A 16,538-nucleotide genomic window follows, 5' to 3' on the forward strand; every position below is an offset into this window, starting at 1 on the left:
GAGGTCAGCTCTTCCATCGACGCCGCCGTCTGCTCCAGCGAGCTGGCTTGCTCTTCGGTACGCGACGACAGGTCCTGGTTGCCCGCCGCAATCTGCCGCGACGCCACCGCGATCGAATCGGTCGAGGCCTTGATGCGCGTCACGAGGTCGGTGAGCGTGTCTTCCATCTCGCCCATGCCGCGCAGCAGCCGGCCGAAGTCGCCGCCGCGTTCGGTCTCGAACTCCTGGCTCAGGTCGCCGGAGGCCACGGTCTCGGCGATCAGCAGCGCCTCGGCCACCGGATCGGCGATGCTGCGCGTGAGCAGCCATGCAAGCACCGCGCCCAGCGCCAGCGCGGCCACGGCCAGCGCGACGATGTAGAGGAGGCCTGCGCGGTACTGCGCGTCGATGGCGGCGGCGGTGCTGTCGATGTGCTTCTGCTGGTGCGCCACCATGGCGCGGATGCCCGCGTCGTAGCCGTCGAGCATCGGCAGCAGCTGCGTGTCGGTGCGCGTCGCGGCCTCGTCCTTGCGGCCTTCGGTCTTCAGCTGGAGGATCTGCTGGCGCAGCGCGATGTACTCGCCGCGCCGCTTCTGGATGTCGGCGCTCAGCGCCAGCTCTTCCGGCGACACGAGCAGCGCCTCGAGCGCCTTCTGCGTCTCGGAGATGGTGGCGCTGGTGGCGGCGATCTGCTTTTGCAGGTGCGCCTGCACCTGCACGTCGTCGCTCTTGAGCAGCGAGAAGGTGCGCACGCTGTTGGTGGCCGTGCCCAGCTGCCAGGCCGTGGCCAGGCGCTCCTTCGACAGGGTGCGCGACGCCATGTCCTGCGTGGCCTCGCCCACGCCCTGCAGCCGCAGCACGCCGATGCCCGCCACGGCCACCAGCAGCGCCAGCACCAGCGCAAAGCCGGCGCCCAGCCGCATTCCGATCGTCCAGTTCTTTATCGTCATTCGCTTGTCTCCTCTCGGGGCCTCTCGTGTCGTTGTTCTCGGGTCCGGGCAGTCAGGCTGTGCGAAGGGCTCAGCCGAACTTCTGCATGATGCGAACCAGCTTCTCGCCGTACTTCGGGTCGGTGGCATAGCCCGCGCGCTGCAGGCCGTGCGCCGCCTGCGCCGGGTCGGCGGTGGCCAGCACGTTCGCGTAGCGCGGGTTGCGCGTGATGAAGCGCGCGTAGTCGGTGAAGGCCTCCTCGTACGAGGCGTAGGCGCGGAACTTCGCGCGCACCTTCTGCGGCTCGCCGTCGATGTATTCGGTGGTCGTGGTCTCGACCGTCGCGCCCTTCCAGCCCTTGTCGGCCTTGATGCCGAAGAGGTTGAAGCTGGGCGTTCCGTCGTCGGCGCGGATCTCGCGCTTGCCCCAGCCCGATTCGAGCGCGGCCTGCGCCAGGATCAGCGGCGCAGGCACGCCACTGGCGGCGCTGGCCGCCTGTGCGGAGGCGCCCATGCGGTCCACGAACGCATCGACCTGGCCTTGCAGCGAGGCGTTCGCGGCGGGTGCAGGGCCGTTCCTGACTTGATAGACGCCCAGGTCGGCCGCCGTCGACACGCGCGCGCCGGGCGCCGAGCCGATGGGAATGCCCGCGCGCGGGCCGTACGGCAGGCCGGGGGGCGGCTCGAGCGACATCGGCCGTGTGCCGATGCCGTCGTCGGCTTCGGTCGCCGCCGAAGGCAGCTGCCGCCGCAGCTGCGCCAGCATCGCCTCGGCCAACCCCACGCCGCGCCCCGAGAGGTTCTGCGTGAGCTGCTGATCGAACATCGACAGGTAGACCTTCTGGTCCTGGCTATCGAGCAGGCCGCTCGAAGGCGTCGCCTCGCGCATGCTCTTGAGCACCATGTTCATGAACAAGGCCTCGAACTGGCGCGAGACCTGCTGCAGGCCTTCTTCGGGCGAGGTGCGCACGGTGCGCCGCAGCGCATCGACACCCTGCACGTCGAGCGCAAAGCGCTGATCGAGCGCGCCGCTGCGGCTGGCCGCATCGGTGCCGGTCCATGCGGTGTTGGCAGAGATGGTCATGTCGCCGGCCTCAGATGATCTCGAGCTCGGCGCTCAGGGCCCCGGCCGACTTCATGGCCTGCAGGATCGACACCAGGTCCTGCGGGTTCGCGCCCAGGCTGTTCAGCCCCTTGACCACATCGGCCAGCGAGGCGCCGCCGCGCACCATCTGGATCGCGCCGCCGCCCTGGTTGACGGAAATCTGCGAGGTCTGCGCCACCACGGTGCTGCCGCCCGAGAACGCGCCCGGTTGGCTGATCACCGGCTCGGTGTTGATCACCACCGACAGGTTGCCGTGCGCGATGGCGCAGTCTTTCACGCGCACCGCCTGGTTCATCACGACCGAGCCCGTGCGCGCATTGACCACCACCCGCGCGCCCGCCTGTGTGGGCGTGACCTCGAGCTCCTGCAGCTGCGCGAGAAAGCCCACGCGCCGCTGCGGCTCGGGCGCCTGCACGCGGATCACGCGCGCGTCCATGGCTTCGGCGGTGCCGGCGCCGAACTGGCGGTTGATGGCGTCCGTGGCGCGCTGCGCGGTGCCGAAGTCGGAGCGGTTCAGCTCGATGGTGAACGCGCCTTCCGCGCCCACCGGCGCCTCGACCGTGCGCTCCACCAGCGCGCCGGCGGGAATGCGCCCCGAGCTCAGCTGGTTGACCTGCACCTTGCTGCCGTTGGCCGACGCACCCGCGCCGCCCACCACCATGTTGCCCTGCGCCACGGCATAGGTCGCGCCGTCCACGCCCTTGAGTGGCGTCATCAGCAGCGTGCCGCCGCGCAGGCTCTTGGCATTGCCCATCGACGACACGGTGACGTCGATGTTCTGCCCCGGCCGCGCGAACGACGGCAGCGTGGCCGTCACCATGACGGCCGCCACGTTCTTCAGCTGCATGTTCACGCCCTGCGGGATCGTGATGCCCAGCTGCTGCAGCATGTTGTTCAGGCTCTGCGTGGTGAACGGCGTCTGCATCGTCTGGTCGCCCGTGCCGTCCAGGCCGACCATGAGGCCGTAGCCGATGAGCGGGTTGTCGCGCACGCCCTGGATGCTGGCGAGCTCCTTCAGGCGCTCTGCATGCGCGGGCGCGATGAACAGGAGCGCGCACAGCGCCGCGATGCGCCAGCGATTCGAAAGGGGTGAAGCCTGGAGGTGTGTCATCAGAACGGCATCACGTTCAGGAAAATTCTTTGCATCCAGCCCATGTGCTGGGCCTCGTCGATGTAGCCCTTGGCCGAGTACTCGATGCGCGCATCGGCCACCAGCGTCGAGGGCACGGTGTTGTTGCCCGACACGGTGCGCGGGTTCACCACGCCCGAGAAGCGGATGTACTCGGTGCCCTGGTTGATGCCCATCTGCTTCTCGCCGCTCACCAGCAGGTTGCCGTTGGCCATGACGTCGGTCACGGTGACGGTGATCACGCCGTTGAAGGTGTTGTTGGCGTTGGCGCCGCCCTTGGCGTTGAGCGTGTTGGTTCCCGACAGCTTGGTCTCCTGCCCGTCGAGCAGGCCGCCGATGAGCTTGGGAATGGCCGCGAACACGCTGGTCGTGTTGCCCGTGCGGCTGGCATTGGCGCCCGAGTTCTTGGTCGCGTTGACCTTCTCGCTGATGAGGATGGTGAGGATGTCGCCGACGTTGCGCGGGCGGCGGTCTTCGAACAGCGCGTTGGCGCCGGGACCGTCCTGGAAGATCGCGCCCGGCGCGCGGCGCGCCTGCACCGCCGCGTACTGGTCGGCGCGCGCCGTCATCGGCTGGTGCACCAGCGGCTCGCGCGGCACCTGCGCACAGCCGGCGGCCAGCGCGGTGGCGAGCAGCAGCGCCGCCGCCCGGCGAAGAAGACGCACCCCCGCCCGCATCACAACTGGGCCAGGCGCTGCAGCATCTGGTCCGAGGTCTGGACCGCCTTGCTGTTGATCTCGTACGAGCGCTGGGTGGCGATCATGTTGACCAGCTCTTCCACCACGTTGACGTTGGAGGCCTCGACATAGCCCTGGCTCAGCGTGCCCGCGCCGTCCACGCCGGGGTTCACCTGGTTGGGTGCGCCCGAGGCGTCGGTCTCGGCGTACAGGTTCTCGCCCTGGCTCTGCAGGCCGGTGGGGTTGACGAAGGTCGCAAGCTGCAGTTGGCCGACCTGCACGGTGTTGGTGCCGCCCGCCTGCACCACCGACACGATGCCGTCGCGGCCCACGGTGATGCTGGTGGCGTTGGCCGGGATGGTGATGGCCGGCTGCACCGGGAAGCCGCTGGCCGTGACCAGCTGGCCGTCGCGGTCGGTCTGGAACGAGCCGTCGCGCGTGTACGAGGTGGTGCCATCGGGCATCAGCACCTGGAAGAAGCCGCTGCCGCTGATGGCCACGTCGGTCGGCTTGTCGGTCTTGGTGAGGTTGCCCTGCGAGTGGATGCGCTCGGTGGCGACCACGTGCACGCCGGTGCCGACCTGCAGGCCCGAAGGCAGGCGCGTCTGGTCGGAGCTCTGGCCGCCGACCTGGCGCAGGTTCTGGTAGACCAGGTCTTCGAACACGGCGCGGCTGCGCTTGAAGCCGGTGGTGCCGACGTTGGCCAGGTTGTTGGAGACCACGTCGAGCTGCGTCTGTTGCGCGTCCAGGCCGGTCTTGGCGATGTAGAGGGAGCGGATCATTGAAAGGAGTTCCTGGAGGAGGGTCAGCCGTAGGCCAGCAGCTTGTTGGCGGTCTGCGCGTTGATGTCGGCGGTCTGCAGCGACTTCATCTGCATCTCGAAGCTGCGCGCGTTGGCGATCATGGCCACCATGGCATCGACCGGCTGCACGTTGCTGCCCTCGATGGCGCCGGAGATGAGCGTGACGGCCTCGTCGGCCTCGGCCGGCGGCAGGTCGGCGCGCATGCGGAACAGGCCGTCGTCGCCGCGCACGAGGTCGGCCGTGGGCGGGTTGACCAGCTTGAGTCGGCCGACTTCGGCGATGCCGGTGAGCACGGTCGAGGCCGCGTCGCGCGAGCCCACGAGCCCGTTCGACGCGATGCTCACGGCCGAACCCGGCGGCACGGTGAGCGCGCCGTTGTCGCCCACCACGGGGCGCCCGCCCATCGTCGTGAGCTGGCCGTCGGCGCCGATCTGCAGGTTGCCGACGCGCGTGTAGGCCTCGCCGCCGTCGGCCGCCTGCACCACCAGCCAGCCTTCACCGCCCACGGCCACGTCGAGCGCGCGGCCGGTCTGCGTGAGCGGGCCGTGCGTGAAGTCGGCGCCGGGCGTGGTGGCGGCCACGAAGGCGCGCGTGGGCGCTTCTTCGCCGACCACGGGCACGGCGCGGAAGGTCGCGATCTGCGCACGGAAGCCCGGCGTCGAGACGTTCGCCATGTTGTTGGCGACCACGGCCTGCTGCTCCATGGCCTGCTTGGCGCCGCTCATGGCGACATACAGCATTCGATCCACGCGATGCTCCCGGTCAGCGGATGTTCATGAGCGTCTGCATGACCTGGTCCTGCGTCTTCACGGTCTGCGCGTTGGCCTGGTAGTTGCGCTGCGCGACGATCAGGTTCACCAGCTCGGAGGTCAGGTCGACGTTGGACGACTCCAGCGCGCCCGAGGCCAGCGAGCCGGCCTTGGTGCCTTCGCCCGGCGTTCCGGTGAGCGCATTGCCCGAGGCCTGCGTCTCGGCCCACACGTTGTTGCCCTTGGGTTCCAGGCCGTTCGGGTTGGCGAAGGACGACAGCACGACCTGGCCCAGCAGGCGCGTCTGCTCGTTGGAGAACTTGCCGGTGATGGTGCCGTCGGGGTTGATCGAGAACGCGGTGAGCTCGCCCGACTTGTAGCCGTCCTGGCCCAGCTTGCTCATGCCGTTGGCGCTGCCGAACTGCGTGGTGCCCGTGAGGTCGACCGACGCGGTGAGCGGCGAGGCGCCGTTGGTGAAGGTGAGCGGCCCGATGTTGAACGCGCCCGAGGCCGGCGCGGTCATGACACCCTTGGCGTCGAAAGTCACGTTGGACAGCGCGGCGCCACCGTTCAGCGGCGCGCCGTCGGAGGTGCCGTACACGCTCCAGGTGTTGGCGGCCGTCTTCACGAAGTACACGGCCACGTCGTGCGGGTTGCCCAGCGAGTCGTAGATGGGACCGATGGCGTTCGGGTAGTTGTAGGTGGCGGCGTCGGTGGGGTTGAACGGCGTCTTGGCGGGCACCGTGCTGCGCGCGTCGAGGTTGAACTGCGCGTCGATGTTGGCCGTGGGCTTGGGCGGCATCATGCCGCCCTGCACCTGGATCGGGCCCGGCGTGCCGCCGCTGATGCCGCCGCTGGCGTTGGCGCCGTAGCCGGTGAGCTGCAGGCCCTGCGCGTTGACGATGTAGCCGTCCTTGTCGCGCGTGAACTGGCCGTTGCGCGAGTAGAAGACCTCGCCGCTGGGGCTGGCCAGGCGGAAGAAGCCGTCGCCGTTGAGGATGGCCACGTCCAGCGGGCGCGTGCTCGACTGCGTCACGCCCTGCGTGAAGTTCTGCGTCACGCCCGACACCGAGGCGCCCAGGCCCACGCGCGAGCCGGCGTACACGTCCTGGAAGGTGGCGGCGGCCGACTTGTAGCCCACCGTGCCCGAGTTGGCGATGTTGTTGCCGATGACGTCGAGGTTGGCCGCGGCCACGCCGAGTCCGCTGATGCCTTGGGAGAAACTCATGAGGGGGTCCTTGTTCGGTGCGAGGAAGAAGAGTGCGAAGGGCGCGGCCCGCATGGGCCACGCCGAAGACGAAGACGAAAGCTCAGAGGAACAGGCGCACGTCGCCCAGCCCGATGCTGGCGCCCGAGGCCAGCTCCAGCGTGACGCCGCCGGCGCCCTGCTTCACGGCGGCCACCTGCGAGAAGGTGAGCGCGGTGGCCTTCACCGTGGTGCCGTTGTTGCTGGCATCGACCGTGAAGCGGTAGGCGCCCGGCGGCACGACCACGCCCAGGTCGTCCTTGCCGTCCCAGGTGACGGCGTTGACGCCTTCCTTCATGGCGCCCGCGTCGAGCGTGCGGATCACCTTGCCGGTGCTGTCGACGATCTTGATCTCGACGTCGGCGGCGGTGCCCGGCAGCTGCACGGCGAAGGCCTGCGTGGCGGGGTCCTTGCCGTCCTCGGGCTTCTTGGTGGTGAGCACGTCGCCGGGCGACAGCACGTTGTAGCCAATGAGCGATGTGGCCTGCAGCAGCTGGTTGGCTCCGGTCTGGTTGACCAGGCCGGAGAGCGTGGCGTTGAGCTTCTCGATGCCGCTCACGGTGCTCATCTGCGCGAGCTGCGAGGTGAGCTCTGCGTTCTGCATCGGGTTGAGCGGGTCCTGGTTGTTCAGCTGCGTGACCAGCAGCTTGAGAAAGCGCTGCTCGCTGTCGGCGCTGGAGACGTTGTTGTTGCTGTTCGCCGCCGTGGGCGCGTTCAGCCCGCTGATGGACGAGGTGTCGGAAAGGGCCATGGGGTCGGTATTCTTCCTGCGGGAGGCGCGTGGGCGTGCGTGGGTTACTGGCCGATGGTCAGCGTCTTGACCATCAGCGTCTTGGCGGTGTTGAGCACCTCGACGTTGGCCTGGTAGCTGCGTGAGGCCGAGATCATGTTGGTCATCTCCTCGACCACGTTGACGTTGGGCATCGCCACGTAGCCCTCGGCGTTGGCGTGCGGGCTCTTCGGGTCGAACACCAGCCTGGCGGGCGACGGGTCTTCGATGACACCGGCCACCTTGACGCCACCGATGTCGCGACGGCCCGAGGCCGCCACTTCGAACACCACCTGCTTGGCGCGGTAGGGCTGGCCGTCGGGGCCGGCCACGCTCTCGGCGTTGGCGAGGTTGCTCGCGGTCACGTTCATGCGCTGCGATTGCGCGGTCATGGCGGAGCCCGCCACATCGAAGATGTTCATGGCTGTACCGCCGACAGGAGCGACTTGATCTTGGCGTTGATGAGGGTCAGGTTCGACTCGTAGCGCAGCGCGTTGTCGGCGAAGGCCACGCGCTCGACGTCCATCTCGACCGTGTTGCCGTCGAGGCTGGACTGGTGCGGCACGCGGTACAGCAGGTCGTCGCCGGCCGTGGCCTGTGCCTGGCCCGCGAGATGGCGCGACGAGGTGGTGGCCATCGACACCGACGAGGCGGCGCGGCCGCGCTCGACGGCCTCGCTCAGGCGCGCGCCGAAGTCGAAGTCGCGCGCCTTGTAGTTCGGCGTGTCGGCATGGGCGATGTTGGCCGCGAGCACCTCCTGGCGCTGGGCCCGGAGATGGAGCGCTTCGCGGTGGAAGCGAAACGCCGCATCCAGCTTGTCGATCATCTTTGTTCCATCTGTTGAGGCGTCGCCAGTGCACGGGGCGCAGCGACCGATGGAAAGCAAGTCTATGCATGCGGCGCGTTGGCAATCGCCCGAACAAAGGGGGGTTTCGCCTGCTGCTCGCACCTTCGCCGGCGGGGTGAATTCATAAGAATCCAGGGGCGCCGGTTGCGGCCTTCCTGCACCGGCGCCCTCATTTTTCTGGCCCTCTTCTTTCGCTTTCGATGACCCTTTCGCCGCTTCGCCAACACCTGCTGCGCACCGCCTGCGCGATGGGGCTGTCGTGCGCGATGTCGACCGGTGCGATCGCAGGCGACGTGGCTGCGAAGGCCGTCGAGACCTACCTCCAGGTGCAAAGCGCCGGCCTGCCGGGCAAGGTGACGGTCAGCCTCGAAGGACGCGGCACCGACGCCCTGCCCGCGTGCGAAGCGCCCGAGGTGTTCCTGCCGCCGGGCGTCACGCCGTGGGGCCGCATTTCGGTGGGCGTGCGTTGCCATGCCGAGCGGCCGTGGACGCGCTTCGTGCAGGCGCGTGTCGCGGTCGAAGGCCGCTACCTGGTGGCTGCGCGCGCCATCGACGCGGGCCGGGCGCTGGGCGCCGGCGATGTCGTCGAGCGCACCGGCGACCTCACGCGGCTGCCGCGCTCGGTGGTCACCAGCGCGGCCGAACTGATCGGGGTGGTGAGCGCCAACCGCGTCGCGCCCGGCGCCCCGATCCGCAAGGAGCTGCTGCGCGGCGTCGCCGTGATCCAGCAGGGCCAGGCCGTGAAGGTGGTGGCGCAGGGGCCGGGCTTTGTCGTCAGCACCGAGGCCAAGGCCCTGAGCGGCGCCGCGGTGGGCGCCGTGGTGCAGGCGAAGACGCTGGACGGCCGGGTGATTCGCGGCGTGGCCGACGAGGAAGGACAGGTCCGGCTGGTGCAGTAGCGGCCGCCGCGTTGGCGCAGGCTTCACTTCATGCACGCCCTTCCTAAAGTTCTTGCACCGGCTGCCGATATACGGGTCAGCCCCTGAGGAATCACCTTGAAAATCGATCCCACCGCCCCTTCGGCCACGCCCCTGCACCGCACGCCCGCACCCGGCGCGCCGGCTCCGTCGACGCCCGCCGAGGCCGTGCAGCGCCCGAAGGAAGCGGCGCCCGTTTCCGCGCTCGTCCATGCGATGCCCGCCGCCGTGGGGGGCAGCGATTTCGACGCCGCGCGCGTGGCCGCGATCCGCGAGGACATCCGCGCCGGCCGCTACGAGATCCGCCCCGAGCGCATCGCCGACGGCCTGCTGGCCAGCGTGTGCGAGCTGCTCGCACCGAAGGGCCAAGCATGAGCACCTTGCTGGCGCACCTGCGCGCGGAAGCGGGCTGCATCGGGGACTTCCTTGTCGTGCTGGACCAGGAGGCGCAGGCCATGTCCGCCAGCGACTTCGACGCGCTGAACGCCATCGCCGGCCGCAAGACCGCGCTGCTGGACCGCATGGCCGAACTCGACCGCCAGCGTGAATCGCTGCAGGCGGCGCTGGGCTTCGGGCCCGGTCGTGCGGGCGCGGATGCCGCCGCTGCAGCAGGCGGTGAACCCACGCACCAGGCCTGGCGCGAACTGCTCGCGCTCGCCGAAGACGCGCGCAACCGCAACCTGCACAACGGCACGCTGGTGTACGCGCACCTGGACTTCACGCAGCAGGCGCTGCACTTCCTGCAGGCCCGCGCCCAACCCTTCTACGGCCCCGACGGCGTGCGCAAGACGCAGGCCGGCGCGGGCACCCGGCTGGCCGCCGGCTGAACAGCAGCCGTGAACGCGTTCGCACGTTTCGCCCCCCGACGCACCGCGATCCTGCGGGTGCTGATGCTGTGGCTCGCGTGCGCCGGCGCCCATGCCTTCGAACTGGCGCCCGCCGTGCGCCCGGACGACGCCATCAACCTGGGCCAGCTGCACCCGGTGCGCGCGGCCGTCGGCGAGACGGCGCGCATCGCCTACTCGGGCGCGGCCATGGCCATCGCGATGTCGGCCGCCTACGTGCCGACGTACCGGCCGGGCGAACAGTCCCTCGGCCTGGCCTTCGGCACCTACCAGGGCTACACGGCCGCGGCGCTGGGCTTCAAGCGCACGTCGGGCGACGGCGACATGGCCTGGGGCATGGGCGTGTCCAGCACGGGCCGGGAGTGGGGCTTCAACGCGGGCATCGGCTGGAAGCTGCCGCGCAGCACCAGCGCCGCCCGCCCCTGACCCTCATGCCATCGCCCCGGGACGCCCTTCACCACCTTCGCATGGATGCCACCGACATGAAGACCTCTCCTTCCACGCCAACGCCCCGCTACGAGAAGGTCGCACGCCGGGGAGTCCGCGCGTGATGGCCGCGCAGCAGGGCGCGCGCCGCATCGCGATGGTGGGCTGCGACGAGGCGCAGCAGGCCGGCTGGGGCAACCGCCTGCGCCTGATGGGCTGCGAGCCCGTGTGCTTCGACGACAGCACGGACTTCCTGCTGGCGATCACCCAGGGCCTGCAGTTCGGCTTGCTGCTGGTGGTGCTGAAGGACGAAGGCGCCTGGCCGATCCTCACGGCGATGTGTCGCGCGCTGCGCATCCCCATCTTCCTGGTGGCGCGCGCCTCGCAGCGCGACCTGCTGGTCGACGTGCTGTCGGCCGCGGGCGGCGAGACGCAGGGCACCAGCATCGACTTCGCGGTGCTGCCCGTCGACGAGTTCGAGGTGGAGTTGCGCGTGCGCGAATCGCTGCGGCGCAACCGCACGCTGCTGCAGCCGCACGCCACGGCCGCGTGCTTCGGCGACTACCAGTTCCTGGGCGAGCGCCGCGTGGTGGTGTGCCACGGCACCGAGGTGCGCCTGAAGCCGCGCGAGTTCGAACTGGCGCTGCTGCTGTTTCGCAACGCCGGCCGGCTGCTGGAGCGCGACTGGCTGCTGGCCTCGCTGTGGGTGGATGCGCGCATCGAACGCACCAGCCGCACGCTGGACTGCTGCGTGGCCAGCATCCGCCGCAAGCTGTCGCTGCACAAGGGCGGCGAGTTCGTGCTGGTCTCGGTGTATGGACGGGGCTACGAGCTGCGGCACATGGCGCCGGCCGCGCGGCGCGCGTCGGAGGTCGACGAGGCGCCGCTGATCGACACCGCGGACTTCCCGGACACCTCGAACGAGCCGGTGTGGCTCGGTGAAAGCGCGCGGGCCTGAGCATGCGCCCGCGCGACGAAAAAACCGTGACGACCTCCGGCCTCGAGGAACCCCCCCGAAGGGCGGGTGCCGAAGCGTCCTCTACCAACGCCAGAAGACCGTCGCCACCAGTATCCGCGCCTTAGCTGAAGACAGGCTGAAGCCCCGCACAAAACCCTTCTGCTTCCGCACTCAGCCACCAGTCAGTGAACGCACGTTCAATGGCGGGCACATCGTGAGGGGGAGATTCATTGCAGGACACCATGAGACTACTCGCAGAGGCATCGCTGATTCTTGCCCTGGCCATCGTCCTCGGCGGGTTGGTGCTCGGGCTCCTGGCGGGCCCGCAGGATTCCGACGACTAGTGGGGTGTCCGGGGTCGTGAAGGGTTAGCAGGTCAGTTCGCCCTGAGATAGATCCGCACGTCCGTGCAGATCGACATGCGCCATGTGTGTCGAGGTACTTCTTCTGCCGCGCGGCGGAAGTGCATGACTCCGGCCGATTGCGTCGTCGCACGCATGCCAAATCGCCTCAAAAAGCGCATCATCGTCACTGACGAACCCATGGTGTGGACTGTTCGCGAGGCAGAGCATGACTTGGTTCAAGAAGCTTGTCTGGATCGGCGCGGGACTCGCCGTGGGAGGCGGGTTTGCCCTGTTCGTGCTGGACGAACTGAAGACGTCCCGGCTGCAATCGGCCCTGTGGCGCGACTTGGCCGAGGGCGCCCGCTTCAGCGTCGAAGACGGTGCCAGCGACGCCATCCGCTTTCCCCGGACCGGGCCCTACGACGAGCGGCTGGGCTACCACCAGCTGCCGGACTACATCGACCGCCTGGCGCCGCAGGGCTATGTCGTCACCCGCCAGGCCCGCATGTCGCCGCGGCTGCTCGAACTGCAGGACTACGGGCTCTTCGCGCCCTACCGTGAGAAAAACCAGGCCGGCCTGACCGTGCGCGACTGCCGGGACACGGCGCTGCTGCACACCCGCGTGCCCCAGCGCGCCTACGAGCGCTTCGAGGAGGTGCCGCCGCTGCTGGTGAGCGCCCTGCTCTTCGTCGAGGACCGCCACCTGCTGGACGCGCAGCCGCTGCAGCGCAACCCCGCGATCGATCCGGAACGCTTTGCCAAGGCGACGCTCGAGCAGGCGCTGCGCGCGGTCGGCCTGGGCCAGACGGCGACGGGCGGCAGCACGCTGGCCACCCAGCTCGAGAAGTACCGCCATTCGCCGCAGGGCCGCACCGGGTCGGTCGGCGACAAGCTGCGCCAGATGGCGTCGGCCTCGCTGCGCGCCTACCAGGACGGCGACGACACGCAGGCGCGGCGCCGCCAGATCGTCGTCGACTACCTCGACACCGTGCCGCTGGCCGCGCGCCCGGGCATGGGCGAGGTGCACGGCCTGGGCGACGGCCTGTGGGCCTGGTACGGGCGCGACTTCGGCGAGGTCAACCGCCTGCTGGCCGACCAGGCGGAAGAGGCGGCAGCGCCCACGGACGAGGCGCTGCGGCAGCAGGCCGAGGCCTTCAAGCAGGCGCTGTCGCTGATGATCGCGCAGCGCCGCCCGTCGCAGCACCTGCTCGGCGACGGCGCCGGCCTGACGCGACTGACCGACAGCTACCTGCGGCTGATGGCCGAGGCTGGCCTGATCTCGCCCACGCTGCGCGACGCGGCGCTGCCGCTGTCCTTGCACCTGCAGCCACCTTTGCCGCCGACGCCTCGGCCCGACTTCGTGCAGCGCAAGGCCGCGACCGCGCTGCGCACCCACATCGCCACGCTGCTCGACGTGCCGCGGGCCTACGACCTGGAGCGCCTGGACCTCGAGGCCGAAACCAGCCTGGACGGCGAAGCGCAGGCGCTGGTGGCGCGCGTGCTGGCCGGCCTGCGCACGCCCGCCGCGACGAAGGCCGCGGGGCTGGTCGGCTCCCACATGCTCGACCCGGGCGCCGACCCCAGCCCGCTGATCTACAGCTTCACGCTGTTCGAGCGCAGCGCCGGGACCAACCTGCTGCGCATCCAGGCCGACAACATCGACCAGCCGTTCGACGTGAACCAGGGCGCACGGCTGGACCTGGGCTCGACCGCCAAGCTGCGCACCCTGGTGAGCTACCTGGAGCTCATAGCCGAGCTGCACGCGGGCTGGGTCGACCTGAGCCCGGCCCAGCTGTCGGCGCTGGCGCCGAACCCGCGCGACCCGCTGGGCATGTGGGCGCGGCAGTACCTCCTGCGCGCCAAGGATCGCCGTCTTGCGCCGATGCTGGAGGCGGCGATGGAGCGCAAGTACTCGGCGAGCCCCGGCGAGGCCTTCTTCACCGGCGGCGGCCTGCACCAGTTCGAGAACTTCGAACGCTCGCGCAACAGCAGTTCGATGACCGTGCGCGAAGGCTTCAAGCATTCGGTCAACCTGGTGTTCATCCGCCTGATGCGCGACCTGGTGCGCCACCGCATGTTCGGTGGCGCGTCGGGCGCCGAGCGCCTGCTGAAGGATCCTGCCGACCCGGGCCGGCGCGAGCTGCTCGCGCGCTTTGCCGACCGCGAAGGTTCGGCCTTCCTGACCCGCTTCCATCGCAAGTACCAGCACCTGCCGGCCGCGGACGCCGAGGCGCTGCTGCTGCGCGGCCTGAGGCCGTCGGCACCGCGCCTGGCGAGCGTGCTCTTCACCATCGAGCCCGAGGCCGACGACGCACGGCTCGACGCGCTCCTGGTGCAGCGGCTGGGCCGCGGCGCCGACTCGCCGCGCGCACTGGGGGCGCTGCGCCGCACCTACGCCGGCCTGTCGCTGGCCGATCGCGGGTATGTCGCGCGCGTGCATCCGCTGGAGCTCTGGCTGGTCGGTTACCTGCGGCGTCACCCCGGCGCCTCGCTGACCGAGGTGCTGGACGTGAGCGTGCGCGAACGCCAGGAGGTCTACGCCTGGCTCTTCAAGACGCGCCACAAGAGCGCGCAGGACAGGCGCCTGCGCGAGCTGATCGAACTCGACGCCTTTGCGCAGATTCACCGTTCATGGCAGCGCGTGGGTTACCCGTTCGCATCGCTGACGCCGTCTTACGCGAGCGCGATCGGCGCGTCCGGCGACCGGCCGGCCGCCCTGGCGGAGCTGATGGGCATCCTCGCGAATGACGGCGTGCGGCTGCCCACGCAACGGGTCGGCGCCCTGCACTTCGCGCGCGACACGCCCTACGAGACACGGCTGGAGCCGCGCCATGCGAGCGCACAGCAGGTGCTGCCCGCCGAGGTGGCCGCCACGGTGCGCCGTGCCTTGGTCGAGGTGGTGAACGACGGCACCGCGCGGCGCCTGAAGAGCGCCCTGGTGGACGAGAGCGGCCGCGCCCTCGAGATCGGCGGCAAGACCGGCACCGGCGACCACCGCTACGAACAGACCGGCCGCGGCGGACGGGTGATTTCGCAGCGCAAGATCGACCGCTCGGCCACCTTCGTGTTCATGATCGGCGACCGCTACTTCGGCACGATCCTGGCCTACGTGCACGAGCCCCACGCCGCCCGCCACCGGTTCACGAGCGCGCTGCCGACGCAGCTGCTGAAGTCGCTGGGGCCGCAGTTGCTGCCGGTGCTGCAGCGCAGGGGGTGTGGGGAGCCGCAGCAGCGGGCGCCATGAGGCGACATGGGCGGCCCAAAGACAAAGCCCCTGTAGCAGGGCTGCTACAGGGGCTTGAATCTGGAGGAGAGGGAGTCTGCCTTTGCGATTTCCCAAGCAGTCCTAAGTCGACCGATTTTCATGCTTCCTCATTGGGGAAACGCCTCAACAGCATTCCTGACCGATCCTTTCTGATCCGCTCCGATCCCAAAATCTATGGTAGAAAGGATGGTAGGTCAATATCTAAGGATGCAGGACGGTCATGGCGCGCAAGGCAAAGGAATTATCAGCACTCCAAGTGGGCCGATTGACCTCCCCAGGCAACCACGCCGTTGGCGGCGTGTCCGGCCTTTACCTTTACGTCAATGACGCAGGTGCTCGCTCATGGGTGCTTCGCACCATGGTCGGCACCAAGCGCCGGCACATGGGGCTAGGCGGCTTTCCCGATGTCCCTCTTGCTCGAGCCAGAGAAAAGGCAAGAGCAGCTCGCGATGAGATCGATCAAGGTATTGATCCCATTGCGCAACGTAAAGCGGCGGCCAGCCTGCTGCGCGCCCAGCAAGCGACCGAAAAAACGTTCCAACAAGCGGCCGAAGGATTCCTTGAGGCGCATGGGGACACCTGGAAGAACCCTAAGCACCGCACTCAATGGGCCAGCACCCTGAAAACCTACGCCTATCCAGTCATGGGCAACCTGCTCGTTCGTGACGTAGGTCAAGAGCATGTGCTCGCGGCGCTGGAGCCCATCTGGAAAACCAAGAACGAAACTGCATCCCGAGTGCGGGGCCGGATCGAGAACGTGCTCGACTGGGCCGCTGTACGCAAATACCGTACAGGAGAGAACCCGGCACGATGGAAAGGTCACCTGGACATGTTGCTGCCGGCGCCCGGGAAAATCCAGAAGGTCGAGCATCATCGCGCGCTGCCCATCGATGCTACTGTGGCGTTCATGGCCGACCTGCGTCAGCGTGAGGGAACTGCGGCCAGAGCGTTGGAATTCACCGTGCTGTGCGCAGCACGCAGTGGCGAGGTGCGCGGCGCGGTCTGGCCAGAGTTCGACCTGGATACTGGCGTCTGGACCGTCCCACCAGAGCGGATGAAGGCCACCAAGGAGCATCGCGTTCCGTTGTCCGAATCAGCACTTCGGATTCTTCGCGCCCAACCTCACCTCAAAGACAACGAATTGGTGTTCCCGTCCGCACGGGGCAAGCAACTTTCCGACATGTCGATGACTGCCGTCATGCGCCGCATGGAGGTGGATGCCGTACCTCATGGGTTTCGCTCTACATTTCGCGACTGGGCAAGAGAACGCACCAACTACCCGCGAGACCTTGCTGAGCAGGCCCTTGCACACGCCCTGGACAACAAGGTCGAGGCCGCCTATCGGCGCGGAGACGCACTGGAAAAGCGCCGCTTGATGATGCAGGAATGGGACAACTTCTGCTCGAAGGCAAAGACGGAGGAGAAGAACGAAAACGACTGAGGTGGGCAGTAGTCTTGCCCCTTTCTTCTCTATGTTGATTTCCATCTAGAAGTGACCCAGTTGGCGGTGTGATTTCCATCTAAATCTGACCCACGTGATAACCCTAACC

Annotated in this window: 17 protein-coding genes; 7 read left to right on the top strand and 10 right to left on the bottom strand. The window is 68.8% G+C overall.

Annotated elements, in window-relative coordinates; genetic code table 11:
• The 10 genes from AC07Y4_RS30820 to flgB form a co-directional block, all read right to left on the bottom strand.
• Positions 1-929: MCP four helix bundle domain-containing protein (locus AC07Y4_RS30820; RefSeq protein ID WP_487847763.1), on the bottom strand; the 929-nt coding region annotated here is incomplete at its 3' end.
• Between the two features lie 70 nt (positions 930-999).
• The gene (flgJ, locus tag AC07Y4_RS30825) at positions 1,000-1,992 is read right to left on the bottom strand and encodes a flagellar assembly peptidoglycan hydrolase FlgJ (protein ID WP_487847764.1); all 993 of its coding nucleotides are present in this window, start codon (positions 1,990-1,992) and stop codon (positions 1,000-1,002) included.
• A 10-nt stretch (positions 1,993-2,002) separates the two neighbouring features.
• Positions 2,003-3,124 (bottom strand): flagellar basal body P-ring protein FlgI, encoded by a 1,122-nt coding sequence (locus AC07Y4_RS30830; protein ID WP_487847765.1) that lies wholly within the window; start codon positions 3,122-3,124, stop codon positions 2,003-2,005.
• Positions 3,124-3,819 (bottom strand): flagellar basal body L-ring protein FlgH, encoded by a 696-nt coding sequence (locus AC07Y4_RS30835; protein WP_095946601.1) that lies wholly within the window; start codon positions 3,817-3,819, stop codon positions 3,124-3,126. Before AC07Y4_RS30835 ends, AC07Y4_RS30830 begins: the two co-directional genes overlap by 1 nt.
• On the bottom strand, positions 3,819-4,601 hold the full coding sequence (gene flgG, locus AC07Y4_RS30840; RefSeq protein WP_062469245.1) for a flagellar basal-body rod protein FlgG: 783 nt from the start codon (positions 4,599-4,601) through the stop codon (positions 3,819-3,821). The genes AC07Y4_RS30835 and flgG overlap by 1 nt, the downstream gene beginning before the upstream one ends.
• A gap of 23 nt (positions 4,602-4,624) precedes the next feature.
• Positions 4,625-5,371 carry a flagellar basal body rod protein FlgF gene (locus tag AC07Y4_RS30845; RefSeq protein ID WP_487847766.1) on the bottom strand — a complete coding sequence of 249 codons (747 nt, stop codon included), beginning with the start codon at positions 5,369-5,371 and terminating at the stop codon, positions 4,625-4,627.
• 13 nt (positions 5,372-5,384) lie between these two features.
• A complete protein-coding gene (gene flgE, locus AC07Y4_RS30850; protein ID WP_095946600.1) occupies positions 5,385-6,599 on the bottom strand; it encodes a flagellar hook protein FlgE in 1,215 nt (404 codons plus the stop codon).
• Between the two features lie 82 nt (positions 6,600-6,681).
• On the bottom strand, positions 6,682-7,368 hold the full coding sequence (locus tag AC07Y4_RS30855; RefSeq protein ID WP_062469236.1) for a flagellar hook assembly protein FlgD: 687 nt from the start codon (positions 7,366-7,368) through the stop codon (positions 6,682-6,684).
• Between the two features lie 44 nt (positions 7,369-7,412).
• Complete coding sequence (gene flgC, locus AC07Y4_RS30860; RefSeq protein WP_099792046.1) at positions 7,413-7,808, bottom strand: flagellar basal body rod protein FlgC; 396 nt, start codon at positions 7,806-7,808, stop codon at positions 7,413-7,415.
• Positions 7,805-8,212 (bottom strand): flagellar basal body rod protein FlgB, encoded by a 408-nt coding sequence (gene flgB, locus AC07Y4_RS30865; RefSeq protein ID WP_062469229.1) that lies wholly within the window; start codon positions 8,210-8,212, stop codon positions 7,805-7,807. Before flgB ends, flgC begins: the two co-directional genes overlap by 4 nt.
• Positions 8,213-8,433: 221 nt before the next feature.
• Here flgB and flgA point away from each other — a divergent pair, with 221 nt between their 5' ends.
• The 7 genes from flgA to AC07Y4_RS30900 all read left to right on the top strand — a co-directional run bounded on the left by flgA (position 8,434) and on the right by AC07Y4_RS30900 (position 16,429).
• Positions 8,434-9,132: a flagellar basal body P-ring formation chaperone FlgA gene (flgA, locus tag AC07Y4_RS30870; protein ID WP_487847767.1), complete on the top strand. Its 699-nt coding sequence runs from the start codon at positions 8,434-8,436 to the stop codon at positions 9,130-9,132.
• Between the two features lie 96 nt (positions 9,133-9,228).
• Positions 9,229-9,525 carry a flagellar biosynthesis anti-sigma factor FlgM gene (flgM, locus tag AC07Y4_RS30875; protein ID WP_487847768.1) on the top strand — a complete coding sequence of 99 codons (297 nt, stop codon included), beginning with the start codon at positions 9,229-9,231 and terminating at the stop codon, positions 9,523-9,525.
• Complete coding sequence (locus AC07Y4_RS30880; RefSeq protein WP_487847769.1) at positions 9,522-9,977, top strand: flagella synthesis protein FlgN; 456 nt, start codon at positions 9,522-9,524, stop codon at positions 9,975-9,977. Before flgM ends, AC07Y4_RS30880 begins: the two co-directional genes overlap by 4 nt.
• A gap of 9 nt (positions 9,978-9,986) precedes the next feature.
• Positions 9,987-10,421: a YadA-like family protein gene (locus tag AC07Y4_RS30885; RefSeq protein ID WP_487847770.1), complete on the top strand. Its 435-nt coding sequence runs from the start codon at positions 9,987-9,989 to the stop codon at positions 10,419-10,421.
• A gap of 124 nt (positions 10,422-10,545) precedes the next feature.
• The gene (locus AC07Y4_RS30890) at positions 10,546-11,379 is read left to right on the top strand and encodes a winged helix-turn-helix transcriptional regulator (RefSeq protein ID WP_487847771.1); all 834 of its coding nucleotides are present in this window, start codon (positions 10,546-10,548) and stop codon (positions 11,377-11,379) included.
• A gap of 570 nt (positions 11,380-11,949) precedes the next feature.
• Positions 11,950-14,967 (top strand): transglycosylase domain-containing protein, encoded by a 3,018-nt coding sequence (locus AC07Y4_RS30895; RefSeq protein WP_495275547.1) that lies wholly within the window; start codon positions 11,950-11,952, stop codon positions 14,965-14,967.
• 241 nt (positions 14,968-15,208) lie between these two features.
• Positions 15,209-16,429, top strand: coding sequence for a tyrosine-type recombinase/integrase (locus tag AC07Y4_RS30900; protein WP_057594762.1), 1,221 nt, complete (start codon positions 15,209-15,211; stop codon positions 16,427-16,429).
• Positions 16,430-16,538 lie beyond the last annotated feature (109 nt).

It is taken from the genome of Variovorax sp. GW460-12-1-14-LB1 (assembly GCF_059423605.1).

What these genes read in the sequence shown, in the direction of transcription:
- AC07Y4_RS30900 (WP_057594762.1), top strand. Translation starts at nt 15,209, where the DNA reads ATGGCGCGCAAGGCAAAGGAATTATCAGCACTCCAAGTGGGCCGATTG.
- AC07Y4_RS30835 (WP_095946601.1), bottom strand. Translation starts at nt 3,819, where the DNA reads ATGCGGGCGGGGGTGCGTCTTCTTCGCCGGGCGGCGGCGCTGCTGCTC.
- flgC (WP_099792046.1), bottom strand. Translation starts at nt 7,808, where the DNA reads ATGAACATCTTCGATGTGGCGGGCTCCGCCATGACCGCGCAATCGCAG.
- AC07Y4_RS30880 (WP_487847769.1), top strand. Translation starts at nt 9,522, where the DNA reads ATGAGCACCTTGCTGGCGCACCTGCGCGCGGAAGCGGGCTGCATCGGG.
- AC07Y4_RS30895 (WP_495275547.1), top strand. Translation starts at nt 11,950, where the DNA reads ATGACTTGGTTCAAGAAGCTTGTCTGGATCGGCGCGGGACTCGCCGTG.
- flgA (WP_487847767.1), top strand. Translation starts at nt 8,434, where the DNA reads ATGACCCTTTCGCCGCTTCGCCAACACCTGCTGCGCACCGCCTGCGCG.
- flgJ (WP_487847764.1), bottom strand. Translation starts at nt 1,992, where the DNA reads ATGACCATCTCTGCCAACACCGCATGGACCGGCACCGATGCGGCCAGC.
- flgG (WP_062469245.1), bottom strand. Translation starts at nt 4,601, where the DNA reads ATGATCCGCTCCCTCTACATCGCCAAGACCGGCCTGGACGCGCAACAG.
- AC07Y4_RS30890 (WP_487847771.1), top strand. Translation starts at nt 10,546, where the DNA reads ATGGCCGCGCAGCAGGGCGCGCGCCGCATCGCGATGGTGGGCTGCGAC.
- flgE (WP_095946600.1), bottom strand. Translation starts at nt 6,599, where the DNA reads ATGAGTTTCTCCCAAGGCATCAGCGGACTCGGCGTGGCCGCGGCCAAC.
- flgB (WP_062469229.1), bottom strand. Translation starts at nt 8,212, where the DNA reads ATGATCGACAAGCTGGATGCGGCGTTTCGCTTCCACCGCGAAGCGCTC.
- AC07Y4_RS30830 (WP_487847765.1), bottom strand. Translation starts at nt 3,124, where the DNA reads ATGACACACCTCCAGGCTTCACCCCTTTCGAATCGCTGGCGCATCGCG.
- AC07Y4_RS30855 (WP_062469236.1), bottom strand. Translation starts at nt 7,368, where the DNA reads ATGGCCCTTTCCGACACCTCGTCCATCAGCGGGCTGAACGCGCCCACG.